19 protein-coding genes are annotated in these 20,570 nt (G+C 64.6%); 10 read left to right on the top strand and 9 right to left on the bottom strand.

Annotated elements, in window-relative coordinates; all coding sequences use genetic code 11:
• Positions 1–37 precede the first annotated feature (37 nt).
• Positions 38–247, top strand: coding sequence for a cold-shock protein (locus tag I6F09_RS01620; RefSeq protein ID WP_008141931.1), 210 nt, complete (start codon positions 38–40; stop codon positions 245–247).
• A gap of 205 nt (positions 248–452) precedes the next feature.
• Here the strand turns inward: I6F09_RS01620 and I6F09_RS01615 are convergent, their stop codons facing one another.
• Both I6F09_RS01615 and I6F09_RS01610 read right to left on the bottom strand, forming a co-directional pair.
• Positions 453–1,754: an RsmB/NOP family class I SAM-dependent RNA methyltransferase gene (locus I6F09_RS01615; protein ID WP_225187332.1), complete on the bottom strand. Its 1,302-nt coding sequence runs from the start codon at positions 1,752–1,754 to the stop codon at positions 453–455.
• A 28-nt stretch (positions 1,755–1,782) separates the two neighbouring features.
• Positions 1,783–2,205 (bottom strand): MAPEG family protein, encoded by a 423-nt coding sequence (locus I6F09_RS01610; RefSeq protein WP_036000992.1) that lies wholly within the window; start codon positions 2,203–2,205, stop codon positions 1,783–1,785.
• 153 nt (positions 2,206–2,358) lie between these two features.
• On the opposite strand from I6F09_RS01610, the gene I6F09_RS01605 reads away from it, so the two are divergent.
• The 3 genes from I6F09_RS01605 (at position 2,359) to I6F09_RS01595 (ending at position 4,618) form a co-directional block, all read left to right on the top strand.
• Positions 2,359–2,973: an acriflavin resistance protein gene (locus tag I6F09_RS01605; RefSeq protein WP_225187331.1), complete on the top strand. Its 615-nt coding sequence runs from the start codon at positions 2,359–2,361 to the stop codon at positions 2,971–2,973.
• Positions 2,974–3,042: 69 nt separating this feature from the next.
• Positions 3,043–3,885, top strand: coding sequence for a metallophosphoesterase (locus tag I6F09_RS01600; RefSeq protein WP_225140211.1), 843 nt, complete (start codon positions 3,043–3,045; stop codon positions 3,883–3,885).
• 202 nt (positions 3,886–4,087) lie between these two features.
• Positions 4,088–4,618 carry a DUF992 domain-containing protein gene (locus tag I6F09_RS01595; RefSeq protein WP_050995857.1) on the top strand — a complete coding sequence of 177 codons (531 nt, stop codon included), beginning with the start codon at positions 4,088–4,090 and terminating at the stop codon, positions 4,616–4,618.
• 18 nt (positions 4,619–4,636) lie between these two features.
• Here the strand turns inward: I6F09_RS01595 and I6F09_RS01590 are convergent, their stop codons facing one another.
• Positions 4,637–5,578, bottom strand: coding sequence for an alpha/beta hydrolase (locus I6F09_RS01590; RefSeq protein ID WP_036022562.1), 942 nt, complete (start codon positions 5,576–5,578; stop codon positions 4,637–4,639).
• 230 nt (positions 5,579–5,808) lie between these two features.
• Between I6F09_RS01590 and I6F09_RS01585 the strand changes: the two genes are divergently transcribed.
• Positions 5,809–6,405, top strand: a complete 597-nt coding sequence (locus tag I6F09_RS01585) for a phasin family protein (RefSeq protein WP_036001015.1) — start codon at positions 5,809–5,811, stop codon at positions 6,403–6,405.
• 174 nt (positions 6,406–6,579) lie between these two features.
• Here the strand turns inward: I6F09_RS01585 and I6F09_RS01580 are convergent, their stop codons facing one another.
• From I6F09_RS01580 to I6F09_RS01570, 3 genes are all read right to left on the bottom strand, one after another.
• Positions 6,580–6,873, bottom strand: coding sequence for a hypothetical protein (locus I6F09_RS01580; RefSeq protein WP_225187330.1), 294 nt, complete (start codon positions 6,871–6,873; stop codon positions 6,580–6,582).
• A 257-nt stretch (positions 6,874–7,130) separates the two neighbouring features.
• Positions 7,131–8,153, bottom strand: coding sequence for an NADP-dependent oxidoreductase (locus I6F09_RS01575; protein WP_225187329.1), 1,023 nt, complete (start codon positions 8,151–8,153; stop codon positions 7,131–7,133).
• Positions 8,154–8,340: 187 nt separating this feature from the next.
• A complete protein-coding gene (locus I6F09_RS01570) occupies positions 8,341–9,906 on the bottom strand; it encodes a winged helix-turn-helix domain-containing tetratricopeptide repeat protein (protein ID WP_109145835.1) in 1,566 nt (521 codons plus the stop codon).
• Between the two features lie 195 nt (positions 9,907–10,101).
• Between I6F09_RS01570 and I6F09_RS01565 the strand changes: the two genes are divergently transcribed.
• Genes I6F09_RS01565 through I6F09_RS01555 form a run of 3 tightly spaced genes read left to right on the top strand, consistent with a single transcriptional unit; the run spans position 10,102 to position 12,383 of the window.
• Complete coding sequence (locus I6F09_RS01565) at positions 10,102–10,872, top strand: SDR family oxidoreductase (protein ID WP_109144050.1); 771 nt, start codon at positions 10,102–10,104, stop codon at positions 10,870–10,872.
• Positions 10,869–11,690, top strand: coding sequence for an alpha/beta hydrolase (locus I6F09_RS01560; protein ID WP_225187328.1), 822 nt, complete (start codon positions 10,869–10,871; stop codon positions 11,688–11,690). The genes I6F09_RS01565 and I6F09_RS01560 overlap by 4 nt, the downstream gene beginning before the upstream one ends.
• A gap of 45 nt (positions 11,691–11,735) precedes the next feature.
• Entirely contained in the window at positions 11,736–12,383 is a 648-nt protein-coding gene (locus I6F09_RS01555) for a hypothetical protein (protein ID WP_225187327.1), read from the top strand.
• 129 nt (positions 12,384–12,512) lie between these two features.
• Here the strand turns inward: I6F09_RS01555 and guaB are convergent, their stop codons facing one another.
• Complete coding sequence (gene guaB / locus I6F09_RS01550) at positions 12,513–14,006, bottom strand: IMP dehydrogenase (RefSeq protein WP_109144053.1); 1,494 nt, start codon at positions 14,004–14,006, stop codon at positions 12,513–12,515.
• 452 nt (positions 14,007–14,458) lie between these two features.
• On the opposite strand from guaB, the gene I6F09_RS01545 reads away from it, so the two are divergent.
• Positions 14,459–15,949: an MDR family MFS transporter gene (locus tag I6F09_RS01545; RefSeq protein WP_225187326.1), complete on the top strand. Its 1,491-nt coding sequence runs from the start codon at positions 14,459–14,461 to the stop codon at positions 15,947–15,949.
• A gap of 105 nt (positions 15,950–16,054) precedes the next feature.
• On the opposite strand, the gene I6F09_RS01540 is transcribed toward I6F09_RS01545, so the two are convergent.
• A complete protein-coding gene (locus I6F09_RS01540) occupies positions 16,055–16,741 on the bottom strand; it encodes an RlmE family RNA methyltransferase (protein ID WP_036022539.1) in 687 nt (228 codons plus the stop codon).
• A gap of 2 nt (positions 16,742–16,743) precedes the next feature.
• The gene (locus I6F09_RS01535) at positions 16,744–17,817 is read right to left on the bottom strand and encodes a Ppx/GppA phosphatase family protein (protein ID WP_036001035.1); all 1,074 of its coding nucleotides are present in this window, start codon (positions 17,815–17,817) and stop codon (positions 16,744–16,746) included.
• A 210-nt stretch (positions 17,818–18,027) separates the two neighbouring features.
• Between I6F09_RS01535 and I6F09_RS01530 the strand changes: the two genes are divergently transcribed.
• Positions 18,028–20,400, top strand: coding sequence for a xanthine dehydrogenase family protein molybdopterin-binding subunit (locus I6F09_RS01530; protein ID WP_225112216.1), 2,373 nt, complete (start codon positions 18,028–18,030; stop codon positions 20,398–20,400).
• Positions 20,401–20,570: the final 170 nt, after the last annotated feature.

The following is a 20,570-nucleotide window of genomic DNA, read 5'->3' as shown; positions in this document are numbered from 1 at the left end:
TGCGTGCGTACCTCTCTAACTAAACAAGGAAATTCCCATGGCTATGGGCACCGTGAAGTGGTTCAACACCCAAAAGGGTTATGGTTTCATCCAGCCGGATGACGGCCAGAAGGACGTGTTCGTTCACATCAGCGCCGTCGAGCGCGCTGGCCTCTCCTCCCTCAACGAGGGTCAGAAGGTCTCGTTCGACATCGTCGCCGACCGCCGCAGCGGCAAGTCGTCGGCAGATAATCTCCGCGTCGGCTAACGCCCTCGCACCGTTCTGACCGCGGACGTACCGGCAGAACGTTGGAACTCGAAAGCCCCGCGACCGGGATCGGTCTGCGGGGCTTTTGTTTTTGATGTCATTCCGGGGCGCCCGCAGGGCGAACCCGGAACCCATGGACCCGCGGAGACCGCCGCACGATGGATTCCGGGCTCGCGCTACGCGCGCCCCGGAATGACAACGTCGATCAGCCGGTCTTTTTCAGCACCGACACGAAAAACCCATCCGTCCCGGTCCGGCGCGGCGTCATCAGCCAGCCCTCGGCTGACTGCAGCGCAGCCTCGCCAAAGGCTTCCGCCTTGTCCCAGAGCACGCTTGCAGTCTGCTCGGGCGGGACGACCGAGAACTCGCCATGTCGGCCGACGAACGCCCTCACCTGCTCGCCGTTCTCCTCCGCCAGCACCGAGCAGGTGATGTAGGCGATGCGGCCGCCCGGCTTGACCAGCGGAACCGCGCGCTCCAGCACCTCGGCCTGGTCGCGCAGGCGGATCTCCAGCGCGCCGGGGCGCATGCGCCATTTGGCATCGGGGTTGCGGCGCCAGGTGCCGGTTCCGGTGCAGGGCGCGTCGATCACGACGAGGTCGGCGGTGCTGCGGATGTCGGCAAGCGAATCGGCCTCGCCCTTGGGCGTGCGGATGTCGGCGTTGTGGACGCCGGCGCGCGACAGCCGCTCATGGATCGGCGCGAGCTGGCGCTTGTCGCGGTCGGTCGCGATCAGCCGGCCCTTGCCCTGCATCAGGGCGGCCAGCGCCAGCGTCTTGCCGCCGGCGCCGGCGCAGAGATCGATCACCTGCTCGCCGGGTTTTGCCGCTGTAAACTGGGCCGCAAGCTGCGATCCCTCATCCTGCACTTCAATCGCGCCCTTGATGAAATCCTCTTCCGCCTGGATGCCGGGGTTGCGCGCATCGGCCGAAAGCTCGATGCGCAGGCCGGTTGCGGACCAGGGCGTCGGTTTTGCATGAAGATGAGAAAGCGCCTTCAGCGCCTTGTCGCGGTTGGATTTTAGCGTGTTGACGCGCAGGTCCAGCGGCGCCCGGCTCGCCATCGCGGCCGCCTCCGCGGCGCGATCCTCGCCGAACACTTTTGCAAGGTGCGGGTCGAGCCATTCCGGGTAGTCGCCGGCGACGGCGGCAGGTGCGTCCTGGAGGGAGCGCGAGGCGAGCGCCGCCTGCTCGGCCTCGGTCAGCGGCGCCGGCGCAAAGCGGCTGCCGTCGAACAAGGCGCCCATGGTCGCCGTGTCCATGTTGCGCTCGAGGCGGAGCATGCCGATCAGCCGGGCCCGCGCGGTATCGGAATCCATCAGCCAGGCGCTCGAGACGTAGCGGCGCAGCACATCCCAGACGAGGCCGGCGATGGCCGCGCGGTCGCCGGAACCGGCGAAGCGGTGCGCGGTGCCCCACTCCTTCAGCGCCTTCGCCGCGGGCACGCGGTCCCTTTCGATGGTGTCGATCAGTTCGATGGCTGCGGACAGCCGGGCAGCAGGGGTCATTCGCGTTCTTTCAAGTGGTGCGCAGCGCCTAGATCAGCAGCAAAAGCTTCAGCGCGAAGTAAATCCACATCGCGAGCAGCACCAGCACGCCGGCGAGCCAGACCGTGGAGCGGCGGCCGAGATCGTTGGAGGAAACGAACACGCCGGCATGGGCAAAGCGCGTCACCACGAACACCCAGGACATCAGCACGATGAAGAGATCGGCGCGGCGCAAGGGCAATGCCAGCGCAATCAGGACATAGAACAGCACCGGCAGCTCGAACTGGTTGCGGTAGCAATTGGCGATTTGTGTGGCGCCCTTCGGCCAGTTCGGCTCGCCGAGCGCAATGTCACGGATCTTGGTCTCGCCGGAGACCAAGGTCTTGCGGCGCGCCAGGACCATGCCGATCAGCAGCGCGAAGGTGAGAGCGACCTGCACGAAGACCGGCAGCAGGACCATTTGAACGGACATCGGAACTTTCCCGGGAGGCGAAATGCCGCCGACGTCATTAGCCGCGACTTTTGGCGCTGACAATGAACGACTTGAACCGGCATTCCCGCTTCCCCGACCAACCCCAGATTGTTGAAGCGATTTCGGCCCCTTGGGCCCCGAGGCGAGACAGCCATGAATTCCTTGTCCAGCTTGTTCAGCGAAGCCGCCGCGGGCCAGCTCGGCCTCCTGATGTCGGCACTGTCGGGGATCGCGGCAGCGCTCGCGGTCGCGCTGGCCATGACGGTCTACTTCCGCCTGAGCTATCGGACCTGGCGGGACGTCGCCCGGCATGGCCTGGCGACCTTGGCCGCGCTCGCGCTGTTCGCCTTTGCCGCCTACGACATGCGTCACGCGGCGCTCGCCTATCTCGGTCTCAACCCCTCCAAGCCCGCCGTCGAGTTCGAGATCCGCATGCCCCGGGAGATGCTGGCGGCGGTGGGCGACAGCCAGATCGAGCTGCACACCGACCGCAACCAGACATTGGCGCTGGTGGACGGCGTGCGCGACCTCTCGGACGGCCGGGCCGTGCTGCGCGGCGCAGTGGTGCTCAACCACCGCACGGCCGATCGCGTTCTGGTCGTGAACCTCTCAGGCAAGGGCGTCTTCGAGTTCCGCCTCCGCCTGCCGGCCGAGCCGCATCGCTCCGGCCAGTTCGGCCCCTGGCACCTCGCCGACCGCATCGCTTCCCCGCTCGCCGGAGCCGTCGCCCCGCAGGACGGCTACAGCATCCGCTACCGCGTGCTTTAAACTTTGTTCGCTGCGATCCATACCCGCGCCGTCATCGTTCCGACGCGCGGCGACGGGTAGGATGATCGCATGTCCGAATTTCGTCTCACGCAGATTTCCGACACCCATCTTGGCCGGCGCTTTCCCGGCCTGATCGCCAACTTCGCGGCGATCAGCGAGCATATCGACGCCGGTAGGCCCGATCTCGTCGTCAACACCGGCGATGTCTCGTTCGACGGGCCGACCAGCCGCGACGACGTCGAATTCGCGAAGAGCCTGCACGACGCGCTGCCCGTCACCTGCCGCTATCTCCCCGGCAATCACGATATCGGGGACAATCCGACCGCGATCGGGCCGGCGCCGAAGCCGCCGGTCAGCGAGACGCACCGCCAGCAGTTCTGCGACATCATCGGCGAAGATCATTGGGCGTTTGACGCCGCGGGCTGGCGCTTCATCGGCCTCAATTCGCTGGTGATGAATTCGGGCCTCGCCTTCGAGGCCGAGCAGCTCGACTGGCTGTCTCAGGAAATCTCGCGCGTGAACGGCAGGCCGGTCGCACTGTTCCTGCACAAGCCGCTGTTCCTCAACCTGCCCGACGACGCCGAGACGCCGGAGACGTCGATCCGCTACGTGCCGCAGCCGGCGCGGGCGCGGCTGATCGAGATGTTCGGCAAGGTCGACCTGCGTCTCATCGCCAGCGGGCACGTGCACCAGCGCCGCGACTTCACCTTCCGCCACACCCGCCACGTCTGGGCGCCGTCAGCGGGCTTCGTCATCAACGATCAGCGCCAGGACCGGATCGCGATCAAGGAAGTCGGCCTGGTCGAATACCGCTTCCAGCCCGACAGTCTCGAGGTCCGCCACATCAGGGCGGCCGGCCAGGTCGATGTCGATATCGAGGAGCTGCTGATCCAGATGGGCGACGGGCACTGATAAAATCGGCTGCGTGCAGTAGGCGCGCTTGATGTCCGCCTGTCACTCAACACCTAGCGCAGAGCCGGACACGCGTGCTCCACATCCCGACCCCGTAAGCGAGGCCTGTCTCGTGGTTCTGGAGCTTCGGCTTGCGACCAACAGGAACATCGCTGGCTCCGCGCGCATTGAAGGACGATCAGACTACGTCGATGGAGGCCCCATGACCAGGACAACGCTGAATGAAGCGAGGCTGACCAATTTGGCCACGGCTTGCGCGGCCTTGGCACTCGTCCTCACGATGGTTCCGGCAACGGCGCAGGAGGCTGGGCGCTCGAGAGTCGGCACACTCACGTGCAACATATCGCCCGGAGTCGGCATGATTGTTGCGGGACAACGGCAGCTGAGCTGCATCTATGCATCGGCACGAGGCAGGGCGCGCGAGGCTTACGAAGGCACCGTCAGCACGCTTGGTCTCGACATAGGAGCCACGTCCGGCGGTCAGCTCGTTTGGACCGTGTTTGCGCCAACGACAGTTCGCCGGGCAGCCTTGGCCGGAACTTATGCGGGCGCGACCGCCGGCGGCACTGTCGGCGCCGGAGTTGGTGCCAACCTCCTGGTGGGCGGCTCGGATCGTACGATTGCCTTGCAGCCGGTGTCCGTCCAGGCGCAGACAGGTGTGAACGTCGCAGCAGGCATATCAAGAATGGAATTGCGGCCGGTTGCTGCGCCTGCACGCGGCAAGGCCCAGTGACGGCCGTCGCTGCCGATCTCAGGAGTTCGTCATTGAGTTGACGACCTCCACGATGGCGGCGGGGTCTGCGTACGTGACCATATGCCCGGCATTTGGAACAAGGTGAAGATCGGACCGAGGCAGTGCTTGATGTAAATCCTGCGCTTGTCTGAATTCGATCACTTGGTCCTCTGTTCCGTGGAATATCTGCACTCGCTCGCCGATGGCTGGATAATAAGCTTGGAATTGTGTTGCAGTTGGAATGAGGAGTGCACTTTCCTCCGCAGCCGCCCTCAACTGTGTGGGTCTGAGCACCAAAGACGCTGGAAATTCATTCCTGAACGTCTGCGGGACAGAACGGGGCGCAAAGATCTTGCGAAGAGCTCCTGGCAGGACGGCCCACGAAACGATCGGCGCGACAGTGTAACTGACCAGGTCGCCCAGGACCGGTATGGCTGGACCTGACATCAGCCACACGTCCAATCGGCCGGTCGGGAAATAGTACCCTGACGCAAGCACAAGACCCTGGGTCGGATAATCCTTTCGCACGGCGAGAGCGATAGCGACCAAGGCGCCCCAAGAATGGCCGAGCACAACCGGATTGCGGATTCCAAGTTGATTGAGCGCCTTCGCCAGCAGAGCGGCTTGAGCTGCCGCGGTCCATATTCGGAGCCGCGGCCGCTGACTATAGCCAAAGCCTGGGCGATCGAAGCACACCACGCGATTGGTGCGGGCAAGAAGATCGACCAGACCGCTGATCGTGAAGTCCTGGATCATGGATCCGTTGCCATGGAGCAGCACGACGCAAGGAGCGGCCGGATCCCCTCGATCGACATAGTGGAGCACTACGCCGTCGCATTCGAGGAACTTGCCGATTGGTGGATTCCTCCACTCGGCCAGTTTGGAGAAGCCGATGTTACCGACGACGAGAAGCGCCAATAACAAGGCAGCGATGAGCAACACGGTTTCAGCGGTGGTCATTACTGACCCTTGTTGATCGAGGGTATGAACATGAGACCCGCGGTGCCAAGCAAGTGAACCAATCCATGGAGTAATTGGAAGTTGAAGCGCTCGTTCCTGCGCGCGATCGCGGAGGATTGATTAAAAATCACGTGCCCCGGAACGGTCCAGAAATGCCCACGTTGGCCGCTAAGGATCGCACCTGTGACGGAGAGGATCCGACGTCACCAACAATAACCAAGGAGCAACAGATGGCTAATCCACGCCAGGAGGAAAAGTCTACGCAAAGCCCTGAGGACACAATGCGCCGCGCCGCCGAAAGGACCGCTGAGCAAACCAGACGGATCGGCTTAGCTACCGCTGAGGCCAGCGAGGAGGTGGCCCAAGCCAGCAGTCACCTGCTGCAACAGAATGCCGAGATGTTGCAAAACAGTTGGCGCTTCGGCGTCGACATGGCCACTGTAATGTTGGGCCGGTCTGCTGATCAGCTTGGTCGCACGTTCGGTGTGACGGGCAATGAAACGGAGCAGGCAACAGAACGATCGGTCCGCAACGCTGAAGCAATCATGTACTCTACAACCGCGGTCGTCAAAGGAATGAACGGCGTCTCACGCGAGTACTTCGATTTCGTTCGACAGCAGATCGAGAGGACCATGGACCGTATGAATGAACTCTGGCGCTGCCGAACTCCGCAGGATTTGGCGGCTGTGCAGACCGATCTGATGCGCGATTCGATCAGAAGCGCCCTCGATACCAGCCGCCGGATGGCGGACATGTCTTTGAAGGTGGCTGACGATGCAGGAAACCATATTACTCAGAGTATCGAACGCATGCGGCACGCCGCCTAAAGCGCGACGCGATTAAGATGAATCGTCATCGCGCTTTGGGTTACTGTTTGAGCATGAGCTTTTCGGAAAACCGCCACCCACTTTTCCGAATCATGCTGTAGCGCACTGTCACAGCCATGGCGCACATGTGCGGCTGAACCTCAGCCGCTCTTGTGTTGCGGCCTCGCGAAAGACTCAAGCCACGCTTTTGAGATCCTGCTGGATCGCGGCGAGCAGCGATTGCAGCGCAGCGCTGTTCACCGGCTTGGCCTCGGTGCCGGCTGGCTGAGCAGCGGGGCGCTGCGCAGCTTTCACGGGACGCTTCGGGAATGGCGGAGGCGCAGGCATTGCGGCCGGGGCGAATTCGTCCTCGTCCTCGGCGTGAACGAACTTGCCATGGATGACGTCGTCGCGACGGCCCATGATGAACATGGTCGCCCAATAGCCGACGGCCAGGAGGATGACGCAGAAAATACCAATCTCTAACATCGCAGCACCTAAAATATGCGCGATGATTCAATGCCTTCGTCCGGCCGTCAATGAACAGGCGGTCACACCCGCGGCTTTTGCGGGCAGGTGTGACCATTTGGTGACTCTTTCTTAACTATCCCCACGCGGCGTGTGGCCGCGGGGCCACGTGAGTCCCATTCCCTGTCGCCTAAAGCGCGATCAATGCGCTCGCGCTTTAGGTTGTTGTTTGGGCATGATCTTTCCGGAAAACCGCTTCGCACTTTTCCGGATCATGCCTAGGCCTTGTCCGGCCCGACCCGGACCAACTGTTTGCCGAAATTGGCGCCCTTCAGCAGGCCCATGAAGGCGCCGGGGGCGCTTTCCAGGCCCTCGGTGACGAACTCCTTGTACTTGACCTTGCCGTCGCGAACCCAAGCGGACATGTCGCGCAGGAAGTCGCCGTGGCGGGCGGCAAAGTCTGAGACGATGAAGCCGCGGAAGGTCAGCCGCTTGGTCAGCGTGGCGCGCATCAGGCTGGCGGCCCATTTCGGCGGCTTGGCCTCGGTGTCGTTGTAATGGGCGATCAGGCCGCACACCGGCACGCGCGCAAACGGGTTGAGCAGCGGGAACACCGCCTCGAACACCGCACCGCCGACATTCTCGAAATAGACGTCGATGCCCTTTGGGCAGGCTTCCTTCAGCTTGGCGGCGAGATCGGGATCGCGGTGATCGATGCAGGCATCGAAACCGAGCTCCTTCACGACGTAGTCGCACTTGTCCTTGCCGCCGGCGATGCCGACCGCGCGTGCGCCCTTGATCTTCGCGATCTGCCCCACCGCCGAACCGACCGCGCCGGACGCACCGGCAACGACGACAGTCTCGCCCGGTTGCGGCTTGCCGATGTCGAGCAGGCCGGTATAGGCGGTCATGCCGGGCATGCCGAGCACGCCGATCGAGGTCGAGATCGGCCCGAGCTTGGGGTCCACCTTAATCAGGCCCTTGCCGTTCGAGATCGCATGAGTCTGCCAGCCCGGGCGGATGCGCACGATATCACCGACCGCGAAATCGGGATTGTTGGAGGCCGCGACCTCGCTGACCGCCTCGCCTTCCATCACGCCGCCGACCGGCACCGGAGCTGCGTAGGACGGCCCTTCGCTCATGCGCCCGCGCATATAGGGATCGAGCGACAGCCAGATCGTGCGCAGCAGGACTTCGCCCTGCCCTGGCGTCGGAACGGCGAATTCCTCCAGGCGAAAATCAGACGGCTTGGGTTCGCCGACGGGACGCGCGGCGAGAACGATGCGTTTGGCTTGGGCCATGGCTTCCTCCTTTTGTCTTTCGATACGGACGGAAGCGGAGGCAGCGAGGCGCGTCAACACAAAAGCGGTGAGCGGTTGGCCCCTCGGAGCCGAGGGCGCGTCAGCGTCGATTCAAGGCCTATCGCCGATCAAGCCTGTTCAGATCCGTTGTCGCCGTTTCCAGCATTTTGTGCCGAGACAGCGTCCTTCATTCGGGTAGCCCGGCCATCCGCATGCCCTCCGAGGCGAGCGCGAAATCCTGCGGGCGGCGGACGAGCAGCCAATCTTCCAAAACGCCAACCCGTAAAGTCGGATCCAGCCTGCGAACGTGGGCCATCGCTTCTCGGGCGTCGTCCATCCGCCCGGCCAGCGCATGGCTCGCCGCCATGAAGGCGGCCACCCGCAGGACGTTCGGCATCTGCCGCGACGCCCGCTGCAGTGACGCCACCGCCTCGTCGAAGCGGCGGCAATACAGATGTCCCATCGCGATCCCGGTCTGCATCTGAAATATCTCGGGGTCGAGCGGGCTGAGCCGCATGGCGCGACTGAAATAGTCGATCGCGCCGTCGTGTTCGCCCATCGAGATTCGTTGATACCCGCCGAGATACCAGATCGTCGACGAATTCGGATTGAGCACCAGCGCGCGGTCTACATGGGCGACGCAGGTGTCCAGATCGCCGCCGAAATGGGGCCATGCGTGGCCGCCACGGCACAATGCAACTGCGTCGTTCTTGTTCAGCGTCACCGCGCGCTGGCACAACCGCGCCGCCTCGGCGCCATCGGCGGCGCGGTCTGCGAGCCAGCGATTCATCTTGCGCCAGTAAAAGCACCACGCCGCCATGCCATAAGCCGCAGCAAAGTCCGGATCGCGATCGATCGCCCCGTAGAACAGTGGCAACGCCGCATCGATTCCGTCGCGGGTCGCGGTGTGGAATTGCGCCAGCCCGCGGAGATAATAGTCGTAGGCATCGAGGCTTTCGGTCGGTTTGCGCTTGGCGCGTTCGATTTCGGCGAGTTCGAGCTGCGGCGCAATCGCGCCGACGACGCTGGCCGTGATCTGGTCCTGCAGTTCGAAGATGTCGTCCATCGCGCTCTCGAACCGTTCAGCCCACAGATGAGCGCCGGTAGAGGCGTCGATCAATTGTCCGGTGATGCGCACGCGGCCAGCGGAGCGGCGCACGCTGCCTTCCAGGACGTAGCGCACGCCCAGTTCGCGGCCAATTTGCTTCACATCGACCGCGCGGCCCTTGTAGGTGAAGCTGGAATTGCGGGCGATCACGAACAGCCAGCGGATTCGCGACAGACCGAAGATGATGTCTTCGACGACGCCGTCGGCGAAGTAGTCCTGAGCGGGGTCCCCGCTCAGGTTCAGAAACGGCAGCACTGCGATCGAGGGCCGGTCGGGCAGGTCGAGCGCGGCAACCGGCTTCTCCGCCGACGGCACGATCGCGATGCGCTGATCGGCCGCTACGTGCACCTCGCCGACGAAGCGGAACCCCTTGCGCGGAACGGTTCGAATCAGCCGCTGTCCCTCTCCACTGTCTTCTAGCGCCCTGCGCACAGCGTTGATGTGGCTGGCCAGCGTCGATTCCGAGACGATCCGCCCGCCCCAGACCGTGTCGAACAGATCATTCTTGCTGACGACGTGGCCGCGGTTGCGCACCAGATACAGCAGCAGATCGAAAGCCTGCGGCGTGAGGCTGACCGCCTCGGAGTCCCGCCGCAACTCCCGCCGGTCCTCATCGAGGACATAGGCTTCGAAGGTGAACCGCACCACAAAGACCCTGATTGAAACCCGAGCGGCATCCCGCTCTCGGCGCACCCAGCCGATGCTGCTGCGCCCTGTTTGGACGAAACTGCAAGTAGATTTCAAGCAAAAACCAAGGGCGCTGCACGTCCATACCAAGGTCTTGGGCCGGATTCCGGCGCATCCTTGCCGCCTCTAGAGCGAACGAGACGCGAGGGCACAATGAAGATCGTGGTGATCGGCGGCAGCGGCCTGATCGGAAGCAATGTGGTGCGCAGGCTTCAGGCCAAAGGCCACGAGGTGGTCGCGGCCTCGCCCTCCTCCGGCGTCAACACATTGACCCGCGAGGGCCTCGCCGAGGCAGTCGACGGTGCACAAGTCGTAATCGACGTCGCGAACTCGCCGGCCTTCGACGACAAGACCGCGATGGATTTCTTCCGGACCTCGGGCCGCAACCTGCTGGCGGCCGAAACCGCCGCCGAGGTGAAGCATCATCTCGCGCTGTCGGTGGTGGGCACCGACCGACTGCAGACGAGCGGCTATTTCCGCGCAAAGCTTGTGCAAGAGGAGCTCATCCAAGCATCAAGCCTTCCATACACCATCCTGCGCGCGACCCAGTTCTTCGAATTCATCGACGCGATCATCGCAGGCGGCGCCGAGGGCGACGTGATCCGGCTGTCGCCTGCGCATCTCCAGCCCGTCGCTGCCGACGACGTCGCGGCCACACTGACCGAATTGGCGCTCGGTCCGCCCCGCAACCGCATAGTCGAGATCGCTGGTCCCGAAAGGCGCGGCCTCGATGACTTCGCGCAGCAGGTTCTGGCCGCCAGGGGCGACACGCGCCGAGTGATCCCCGATATCCACGCCGACTATTTCGGCCTGACCCTGAACGATCAGTCGCTGACGCCGGGCGACGAGCCGCAGCTCGGGCGGACCCGGCTCGCCGACTGGCTCCACAACTCTCTCCTCACCCCAAAGGACGCAAAACGATGAGCACGATCACCACTAGGGACGGCACCGAGATCTATTACAAGGACTGGGGCCAAGGCCCTGTCGTGACCTTCTCGCACGGCTGGCCGCTGAATGCAGACGCCTGGGACGGCCAGATGCTGTTCCTTGCCCAGCACGGCTTTCGCGTCGTCGCGCACGACCGGCGCGGGCATGGTCGCTCCAGCCAGGCCTCGGAGCACAACGACATGAACGGCTATGCCGACGATCTCGCCGCGGTGATCGAAGCGCTTGATTTACGGGACGCCACGCTGATCGGCCATTCCACCGGCGGTGGCGAGGTCGCGCGCTATATCGGCCGCCATGGTACCGGTCGCGTCGCCAAGGCGGTACTGATCGCGGCGGTGCCGCCGATCATGCTGAAGACCGAAGCCAACCCGGAGGGACTTCCGATCGAGGTGTTCGACGCCATTCGTGCAGGCGTCGCCGGCGACCGGTCGCAATACTACAAGGATCTGGCGATTGCCTTCTACGGCGCAAACCGACCTGGTGCAAAAGTCTCGCCGGGCACGCTCGACCAGTTCTGGCTGTGGAGCATGCAGGCAGGCGCCAAGAATGCCTATGAGAGCGTCAAAGCTTTCTCGGAAACTGATTTCACCGAGGACCTGAAGAAGTTCGACGTGCCGACCCTGGTCCTGCACGGCGAAGACGACCAGATCGTGCCGGTCAAGGACTCCGCGCGCAAATCGGCGAAGCTCATCAAGGGCGCCAAGGACGTCTACTACCCGGGGGCTCCGCACGGCCTGACGGCCACCCATCAGGATCAGATCAACGCCGAGCTGCTGAAATTCATCCGGAGCTAGCGATCTCGTTCACCTGAATTGCAGATCAACGAGAAAGACAGCAGCATGGACAAACCTGCCCACCGCAGCCTCGCGGGCGTCGTCGTTCCCGACGCTCCCATAGTCGATGCCGCAATCGAACATGCGCGGCAGCACTGCGCGCCTTATCTGTTCAACCACGTCGTCCGCTCGTGGCTGTTCGCGGCCAGGCTCGGACAATTGCAGAACGTCGTGCACGATGAGGAGGTGCTCGCGGTCGGCACCCTGCTGCACGACATCACGCTGAATGAAAGCTTCGCCGGACCGCGCCGCTTCGAGGTCGAAGGCGCGGACCAGGCGCGGCACTTTGCCGCCGAGCGCGGCTTCGACCGGCGCCGCGCCCAGCTGATCTGGGACAGCGTCGCGCTGAACTCGACCCCGTCGATCGCTCTCTACAAAGAGAGCGAGGTTGCACTCGCCACAGCCGGCATCTGCTTCGACGTCATCGGGCTGCAATACGACGTCATTCCCGCCGCCGAAGTGTCGCGGATCATCGCCGAATTCCCGCGAATGCAGATCAAGCGGCAATTCCGCCGCTGCTTCTGCCATATCGCAAGCACCAGGCCGGAAACAAGCTACGACAATTTCATCCGAGATTTCGGCGAGCGCTTTGTCGAAGGATACAGGGCGCCTTCGGTGGTTGATCTGGTGGATGCAGCGCCATTCGCCGAGTAGGATTGCATCTCAACCCGACCTGAGCGACCGCGACGACAAGGTTATCCGAAATCCGGTCGCGGGCCGCTCCGGTCGAACCAAGCACGGCTGTATCTTATCGCGCGTTAAACGCGCGCGCGAGCGAAGCGCCTAACCCCCGCCCGGATAGTTCGGGCTCTCGCGCGTGATGGTGACGTCGTGGACGTGGCTTTCGCGCAGGCCAGCGCCGGTGATGCGGACGAACTGGGCCTTGTCGTGCAGCTCCTTCATGTCGCGCGCGCCGACATAGCCCATCGCGGCGCGCAAGCCGCCGGCGAGCTGATGCATGACGTTGCCGACCGGGCCCTTGTAGGGCACCTGGCCCTCGATGCCCTCAGGCACGAGCTTGAGCGTGTCCTTGATGTCCTGCTGGAAGTAGCGGTCGGCCGATCCCCGCGCCATCGCGCCGACCGAGCCCATGCCGCGATAGGCCTTGTAGGAACGGCCCTGCCACAAAAACACTTCGCCGGGCGTCTCGTCGGTGCCGGCGAGCAGCGAACCGACCATGGCGATGTCGGCGCCGGCCGCGAGCGCTTTCGCAAGGTCGCCGGAAAATTTGATGCCGCCATCGGCGATGACGGGGATGTCGGCCTTCTTCGCCGCTTCGACCGCATCCATGATCGCGGTGAGCTGGGGCACGCCGACGCCGGCGACGATGCGCGTGGTGCAGATCGAGCCCGGGCCGATGCCGACCTTGATGCAATCCGCGCCCGCATCGATCAGCGCCTGCGCGCCTTCCGTGGTGGCAACGTTGCCGGCGACCACCTGCACCGAATTGGACAGGCGCTTGATGCGGTTCACCGCCTGCAGCACGTGACGGGAATGGCCGTGCGCGGTGTCGACGACGACAAGGTCGACGCCGGCATCGATCAGCCGCTCGGTGCGCTCGAATCCGGTATCGCCGACCGTGGTGGCGGCAGCGACGCGAAGACGCCCCTGCCCGTCCTTGCAGGCGAGCGGATGAGCAACCGCCTTCTCCATGTCCTTCACGGTGATGAGCCCGACGCAGCGATATTGATCGTCGACCACCAGCAGCTTCTCGATGCGGTGCTGGTGCAGCATCCGCCGCGCCTCATCCTGGTTGACATTCTCACGGACCGTGACGAGCCCTTCACGGGTCATCAGCTCGGAGACTTTTTGCCGGCGGTCGGTGGCAAAGCGCACGTCGCGGTTGGTGAGGATGCCGACCAGCTTGCCGGGCGTGTTCTTGCCGGCGCCGGTGACGACGGGAATGCCGGAGATGCCGTGATCGCTCATCAGCTTGAGCGCGTCGTCGAGCGTGGCGTCGGGGCTGATGGTGAGCGGGTTCACCACCATGCCGGACTCGTAGCGCTTGACCTGCCGCACCTGGGCGGCCTGCCCTTCGGGATCGAAATTGCGGTGGATGACGCCAAGGCCGCCGGCCTGCGCCATGGCGATCGCCATGCGGGCCTCGGTGACGGTGTCCATGGCCGAGGCCATGATCGGGATGTTGAGCGGAATGGCGCGGGTGACGCGAGAGCGAATGTCGACCTCGCCCGGCATGACGTCGGACAGGCCCGGCTTCAACAGCACGTCGTCGAACGTAAAGGCTTCGCGGATGCCCTGAAGTTGCACCGTGGCCATCTGCCAACTCCTTCCTGCGGCCCTGCCGCAAATGGTAATGGATGAGCGCCGCCCTCGGCGTCCCTTGCGGCAACGCCTTGAGAATCGGAGCCCATCGGTGGGGTTGACGCGGGTCGATAGCACGGCCGCGTGACGAATCAAAGCAATTCGGGCGGCTGGCCAGCCATGCACAGGGGTTTTTGGCCGGATTCACGGTGAAAGGCTCGGTACACCGTCCCTCCACCGGTCATTCCGGGGCGCGACGAAGTCGCGAGCCCGAAATCCATCGCGTAGCGGATGCTGCGGTCCGATGGATTCCGGGTTCGCGCCAAGTGGGCGCGCCCCGGAATGACGAAAGACGGTCACACCGTTGTTACGCGGGATTTAGGTGCCATGCATGGATCCGCAATGGTCGGCGGCGGACGGCGGTGATAAGCCGCAACTCCACTCCTCCTTCCGATTTCATTGCCCTCATGGTCGACAAGCAACGCGTCATTCCGCTGATCGTGGCCACGGCTCTCTTTATGGAGAACATGGATTCGACCGTGATCGCCACCTCGCTGCCGGCGATCGCGGCCGACATCGGCACCAGCCCGCTGACGCTGAAGCTCGCGATCACCTCCTATCTGCTGTCGCTCGCGGTGTTCATTCCGGCGAGCGGCTGGACCGCCGACCGGTTCGGCGCGCGGATGGTGTTCGCGATCGCCGTCGGCGTGTTCATGGTCGGCTCGGTCGGCTGCGCGCTCTCGACCTCGGTCACCGACTTCGTGTTCGCGCGCATCCTGCAAGGCATGGGCGGCGCCATGATGACGCCGGTCGGGCGCCTCGTGCTGCTGCGTTCGGTCGATAAGAGCGCGCTGGTCAACGCCATGGCTTGGGTGACGGTCCCTGCCCTGATCGGTCCCGTGATCGGCCCGCCGCTCGGCGGCTTCATCACGACCTATGCGTCCTGGCACTGGATCTTCCTGATCAACATCCCGATCGGGCTGCTCGGGATCTTCATGGCGCTGAAGTACATCGACCCGATCAAGAGCGAGGAACGCGAGCCGTTCGATCTCTACGGCATGGTGCTCTCTGGGCTGGGGCTCGCAGGCATCGCCTTCGGCCTTTCCGTCGCCGGCCTCAACCTGTTGCCGTGGAGCACCGTCGCCGCGTTGATCGTGGGCGGTGCGATCTCGATGACGCTCTACGTCATCCATGCGCGGCGGACCGGATCGCCGGTGCTGGACTTCTCGCTCCTGAAGCTGCCGACGCTGCGCGCCGCCGTGTTCGGCGGCTTCCTGTTCCGGCTCGGCATCGGCGCACTACCGTTCCTGCTGCCGCTCCTGATGCAGATCGGCTTCGGCCTGTCGCCGTTCCATTCCGGCCTCGTCACCTTTGCCTCCTCGCTCGGGGCGATGGGCATGAAGACGCTGGCGGCGCGCATCATCCGCACCTTCGGCTTCCGCAATTTGATGACGGTGAACGCGATCGTCAGCGCGTTCTTCCTCGGCGTCTGCGCGCTGTTCACGGTGACGACGCCGCTGCTCATCATCATGGTGATCCTGGTGGTCGGCGGCTTCTTCCGCTCGCTGCAGTTCACCGCGATCAACACGGTCGCCTATGCCGACGTCGAGACCGCGCAAATGAGCCGCGCCACAACCCTCGTCAGCGTCAACCAGCAGCTCGCGATCTCGGCCGGCGTCGCCGTCGGCGCGGCCTGTGTCGAGACGACGATGTGGTTCAGCCACGTCAGCGAGCTCAACGCCACGGTGTTCGCGCCCGCCTTCGTCGTGGTGGCGCTGACCTCGGCGGCCTCGAGCTGGTTCTTCTGGCAGATGCCCGCGGACGCAGGCCACGAGATTTCGGGGCGCAAGGCGGTGGAGATCGCGAGCCGCAAGGGCGCCGGCAAGGGCGCAGAGAAGGCTGCGGTCAAGGCGGCGTCCGAGGATACGCAGGACATGCGGGATCAGCGGCTGGGGTAGTCTCCTCCCGTCATTGCGAGCGAAGCGAAGCAATCCAGAATCTCTCCGCAGAAGCACTCTGGATTGCTTCGTCGCAAGAGCTCCTCGCAATGACGGAGTACGTAGCTACGCCGCTCCGCCGCCTCGAAATCCCGTCGCCAGCACATAGCGTTCGGACGAATCCTGCCGGCTCGCCGCCGGCTTGACGTGACGCACGGTGGCGAAGTCGCGCTTGAGCTGGGCCAGCAGCTCAGCGTCGGCGCCGCTCTGGAACGTTTTCGCCAGGAACGTGCCGCCGGGTTTGAGCACGTCGCAGGCAAAGGCCGCCGCCGTCTCGACCAGGCCGACGATGCGGAGCTGGTCGGTCTTGCGGTGGCCGGTGGTGTTGGCGGCCATGTCGGACATCACGACGTCGGCCTTGCCGCCCAGCATCGCGGTGAGCTTCTCCGGCGCGTCGTTGTCCATGAAGTCGAGCTGCGCGAAATCCACGCCCGGAATCTCGGGCATCTCCAACAGATCGATGGCGACGACCTTGCCCTTGCCTTCCAATGATCCGACGCGCTTGGCGGCGATCTGGCTCCAGCCGCCGGGCGCCGCGCCGAGATCGACCACGGCCATGCCAGGCTTCAGAAGCCGGAACTTGTCGTCGATCTCCAGCAGCTTGAACGCGGCGCGGGAGCGATAGCCCGCCGCCTTGGCTTTGGCGACGTAGGGATCGTTGAGCTGCCGCTCCAGCCACAGCTTCGACGACAATTTGCGCTTGCCGCCGGTCTTGACCTGAACGTGCAAGCGGCCGGTAGTGTCCTTGGCCATACTCACCAGCTCCTGAGCGCGCCGTCCTCGCGCATCATCTCGACCAGCATGCCCTCGCGCAAGCCGCGGTCGGCGACGCGCAGGCGCGGCAGCGGAAAGGCGCGGCGGATAGCGTCGAGGATGGCGCAGCCCGCCAGGACGAGATCGGCGCGCTCGACGCTGATGCAGCTGTTGGCGGCACGCTCCTCGTAGCTCATGCCGAGCAGCTTGTTGATGGTCGCGGTGATGTCGGCATCGTTCATCCAGATGCTGTCGATGCGGCGGCGGTCATAGCGCGCGAGGTTGAGATGGATGCCGGCCAGCGTCGTCACCGTGCCCGACGTGCCGAGCAGGTGCATGTCGGCGAGATCGCGGCCGTGCTCCTCGGCGAATGGCGCGACGTGGCTTGCGACCTCCTGCTCCATGGCGGCATAGATCTCTGGCGTGACGTCGCGTCCGCCGAACTGCTCAGCGAGCGTGACCACACCATAGGGAATCGACATCCAGGCTTTTATGCGCGGCTCCGGATTGGTGGCGTCGCGCTCGATCCGCACCAGCTCGGTGGAGCCGCCGCCGATGTCGAACAGGATCGCGCCCCGCCCCCTGGGGTCGACCAGCGGCGAGCAACCCAGCACGGCGAGCGCGGCCTCGGTCTCGCGGTCGATCACCTCGAGCTCGATGCCGGTCTCGGCCGCAACGCGGCTGCGGAAACCTTCCGCGTTCGAAGCCGCGCGGCAGGCTTCGGTCGCGATCAGCCGCAGCCGACGCGCCTTCCGCAGATTGATCTTGTCGCGGCAGATGCTGAGCGCGGCGATGGCGCGCTCGATCGCGGCGTCGCTAATGCACCCCGTCGCCGAGACGCCCTCCCCGAGCCGGATGATGCGCGAGAAGGAATCGACCACACGAAAGCCGTCCTGAGTCGGACAGGCGATCAGCAGCCTGCAATTGTTGGTGCCGAGGTCCAGCGCCGCATAGACGCCGGTTCCCGGCGCCTGCGCGCCGACGGCCGGATTGGTGGCCAACGCCACCGCCGCCATCGACCCCTCCAGCTCGCTATGCGGCGCATGGCCGTCGCGGAGCCGCGTGTGGTCATTCATACAAACTGTCTTTCCGCGGCCGGTCGGGCCGGTCTGGAATTGATTATTCGCCTGAAACATTAGCAGCGCGGCAGGCCTGCGCAACAACGCATCACATGGGACCATGTCCAATCGTGCGTTGTCGTGAACGGGGGTGGTGGGTTATTTGAGGGAGTCCGGTGCTCCGCTGCCGCGAAAATGCGCAAATGCCGGCTTTTCAGGTCAAATCCCATGCAAGAACACACCAAATCGTCGACGCTCGAGAACGCTATTGCACTGCAAAAGTATGGCGTCGGGCAACCGGTCCGCCGCAAGGAGGATGACACGCTGGTGCGCGGCAAGGGCCGCTACACCGACGATTTCAACCTGCCGAACCAGGCCTATGCCGTAGTCGTCCGCTCGACCCATGCCCATGGATTCATCCGCAGCATCGGCCTCGATGCCGCCAAGGCCATGCCGGGCGTGCTGGGGGCGTGGTCCGGGAAGGATCTTGATGCCGCCGGCTATGGCCCCTTCACCTGCGGCCTGCCGCTGAAGAGCCGCGACGGCTCGCCCCTGCTCCAGACCAACCGCCAGCCCCTGGCGACCGACAAGGTCCGCTTCGTCGGCGATCCCGTCGCCTTCGTGGTGGCCGAGACGCTGGCTCAGGCGCGCGACGCGGCCGAGGCGGTCGAGCTCGACATCGAGCCGCTGCCGGCGGTGACGGACCCGGAGCAAGCCGCCAAGCCCGGCGCGCCGCAGCTCTATGACCACATTCCTGGTAACGTCGCGCTCGACTACCACTATGGCGACATGGACAAGGTGAACGCCGCCTTCGCCAGCGCCGCTCATGTGACCAAGCTCGACATCGAGAACACCCGCGTTGCCGTGGTCTCGATGGAGCCGCGCGTGGGGCTTGCCTCCTACGACAAGAAGACCGAGCGCTACACGCTTCAGGTGCCGACGCAGGGCGTTGCCGGCAACCGCGCCAACCTCGCCAAGAACCTGAAGGTGCCGAACGAGAAGGTGCGCATTCTCACCGCCAATGTCGGCGGCTCCTTCGGCATGAAGAACATCAACTATCCCGAGTACATGTGCATTCTGTATGCGGCGAAGGCACTGGGACGCCCGGTGAAGTGGCTGGACGAGCGCTCCACCAGCTTCCTCTCCGACAGCCACGGCCGCGCCCAGAAGATCCACGCCGAGCTCGCGCTCGATGCCGAGGGGCAGTTCCTCGCGGCAAAGCTGTCCGGCTACGGCAATCTCGGCGCCTACATCACCGGCGTCGCGCCGGGGCCGCTTTCGCTCAACACCGGCAAGAACTTCTCCAGCGTCTATCGCACGCCGCTGATGGCGGTCGACATCAAGGTGGTGCTGACCAACACCACGCTGATGGGGGCCTATCGCGGTGCCGGCCGGCCCGAGGCGAACTATTACATGGAGCGGCTGATCGACCGCGCCGCCGACGAGATGGGCATCAACCGGCTGACCTTGCGCAAGCGCAACTTCATCAAGCCGAACCAGATCCCGTTCGCGGCGTCCTCCGGCGTCACCTACGACAGCGGCGACTTCCAGGCCGTGTTCAACAAGGCGCTCGAGATCTCCGACCACGAGAACTTCGCCAAGCGCAAGAAGGAGAGCAAGAAGGCGGGCAAGCTGCGCGGCATTGCGGTCGGCTCCTATCTCGAGGTCACGGCGCCGCCGAGCCCCGAGCTCGGCAAGATCGTGTTCGATCCTGACGGCACCGTGCAGCTCATCACCGGCACGCTCGACTACGGCCAGGGCCACGCCACCCCGTTCGCGCAGGTGCTGTGCGATCAGCTCGGCGTCCCCTTCGAGAGCGTCAAGCTCGTGCAGGGCGACAGCGATATCGTCCACACCGGCAACGGCACCGGCGGATCGCGCTCGATCACCGCGACGGGCCAGGCCATCGTGGGGGCCGCAAAGCTCGTCATCGAGAAGGGCAAACGCGCCGCTGCACATATGCTGGAAGCATCCGAAGCCGATATCGAGTTTGCCGACGGCAGCTTTACGATCGCCGGCACCGATCGCAGCATCGACATCATGGAGCTCGCCAAGCGTCTGCATGACGGCAAGGTGCCGGAGGGCGTGCCTGACAGCCTCGATGTCGACCACACCAGCGAACCGGTCGCCTCGGCGTTCCCGAACGGCTGCCACGTCGCCGAGGTCGAGATCGACCCGGACACCGGTGTGGTGCAGATCGTGCGCTACAGCGCGGTCAACGATTTCGGCACGGTGATCAACCCGATGCTGGTCGCGGGCCAGCTCCATGGCGGCGTGGTCCAGGGCATCGGCCAGGCCCTGATGGAGCACATTCGCTACGACGACAATGGCCAGCCGATCACGGGCTCGCTGATGGACTACGCCCTGCCCCGCGCGGAGGACGTCCCCAACATGACGGTCGGCGACCACCCGGTGCCCGCCACCACCAACCCGCTCGGCAGCAAGGGCTGCGGCGAAGCCGGCTGCGCCGGCAGCCTGTCGACGGTGGTGAACGCGGTGCTCGACGCGCTGTCGGAGTACGGCATCAAGCACATCGACATGCCGCTGACCCCCGAGCGGGTGTGGCGCGCGATCCAGGAGGCGAAGGCCAAGGCGGCGTAAGGGGCACTGTCGTCGCCACAAACTCTACTGTCATCGCCCGGCTTGACCGGGCGATCCAGTACTCCGAGACGGCAGCGATTGACCGAGAAGCTGCGGCGTACTGGATTCCCCGCCTTCGCGGGGAATGACGACGTCCTTGATTGACGGGCGTGGGCTTTCCCAACTGTCCG

Origin of the sequence: Bradyrhizobium sp. IC3195, assembly GCF_020193585.1 — a bacterium.
Taxonomy (GTDB): Bacteria; Pseudomonadota; Alphaproteobacteria; order Rhizobiales; family Xanthobacteraceae; genus Bradyrhizobium; species Bradyrhizobium yuanmingense.
Note: the sequence above shows the minus strand (reverse complement) of the source record. Positions and strands in the feature narration are given on the sequence as shown.

What these genes read in the sequence shown, in the direction of transcription:
- I6F09_RS01620 (WP_008141931.1), top strand. Translation starts at nt 38, where the DNA reads ATGGCTATGGGCACCGTGAAGTGGTTCAACACCCAAAAGGGTTATGGT.
- I6F09_RS01615 (WP_225187332.1), bottom strand. Translation starts at nt 1,754, where the DNA reads ATGACCCCTGCTGCCCGGCTGTCCGCAGCCATCGAACTGATCGACACC.
- I6F09_RS01610 (WP_036000992.1), bottom strand. Translation starts at nt 2,205, where the DNA reads ATGTCCGTTCAAATGGTCCTGCTGCCGGTCTTCGTGCAGGTCGCTCTC.
- I6F09_RS01605 (WP_225187331.1), top strand. Translation starts at nt 2,359, where the DNA reads ATGAATTCCTTGTCCAGCTTGTTCAGCGAAGCCGCCGCGGGCCAGCTC.
- I6F09_RS01600 (WP_225140211.1), top strand. Translation starts at nt 3,043, where the DNA reads ATGTCCGAATTTCGTCTCACGCAGATTTCCGACACCCATCTTGGCCGG.
- I6F09_RS01595 (WP_050995857.1), top strand. Translation starts at nt 4,088, where the DNA reads ATGACCAGGACAACGCTGAATGAAGCGAGGCTGACCAATTTGGCCACG.
- I6F09_RS01590 (WP_036022562.1), bottom strand. Translation starts at nt 5,578, where the DNA reads ATGACCACCGCTGAAACCGTGTTGCTCATCGCTGCCTTGTTATTGGCG.
- I6F09_RS01585 (WP_036001015.1), top strand. Translation starts at nt 5,809, where the DNA reads ATGGCTAATCCACGCCAGGAGGAAAAGTCTACGCAAAGCCCTGAGGAC.
- I6F09_RS01580 (WP_225187330.1), bottom strand. Translation starts at nt 6,873, where the DNA reads ATGTTAGAGATTGGTATTTTCTGCGTCATCCTCCTGGCCGTCGGCTAT.
- I6F09_RS01575 (WP_225187329.1), bottom strand. Translation starts at nt 8,153, where the DNA reads ATGGCCCAAGCCAAACGCATCGTTCTCGCCGCGCGTCCCGTCGGCGAA.
- I6F09_RS01565 (WP_109144050.1), top strand. Translation starts at nt 10,102, where the DNA reads ATGAAGATCGTGGTGATCGGCGGCAGCGGCCTGATCGGAAGCAATGTG.
- I6F09_RS01560 (WP_225187328.1), top strand. Translation starts at nt 10,869, where the DNA reads ATGAGCACGATCACCACTAGGGACGGCACCGAGATCTATTACAAGGAC.
- I6F09_RS01555 (WP_225187327.1), top strand. Translation starts at nt 11,736, where the DNA reads ATGGACAAACCTGCCCACCGCAGCCTCGCGGGCGTCGTCGTTCCCGAC.
- guaB (WP_109144053.1), bottom strand. Translation starts at nt 14,006, where the DNA reads ATGGCCACGGTGCAACTTCAGGGCATCCGCGAAGCCTTTACGTTCGAC.
- I6F09_RS01545 (WP_225187326.1), top strand. Translation starts at nt 14,459, where the DNA reads ATGGTCGACAAGCAACGCGTCATTCCGCTGATCGTGGCCACGGCTCTC.
- I6F09_RS01540 (WP_036022539.1), bottom strand. Translation starts at nt 16,741, where the DNA reads ATGGCCAAGGACACTACCGGCCGCTTGCACGTTCAGGTCAAGACCGGC.
- I6F09_RS01535 (WP_036001035.1), bottom strand. Translation starts at nt 17,817, where the DNA reads ATGAATGACCACACGCGGCTCCGCGACGGCCATGCGCCGCATAGCGAG.
- I6F09_RS01530 (WP_225112216.1), top strand. Translation starts at nt 18,028, where the DNA reads ATGCAAGAACACACCAAATCGTCGACGCTCGAGAACGCTATTGCACTG.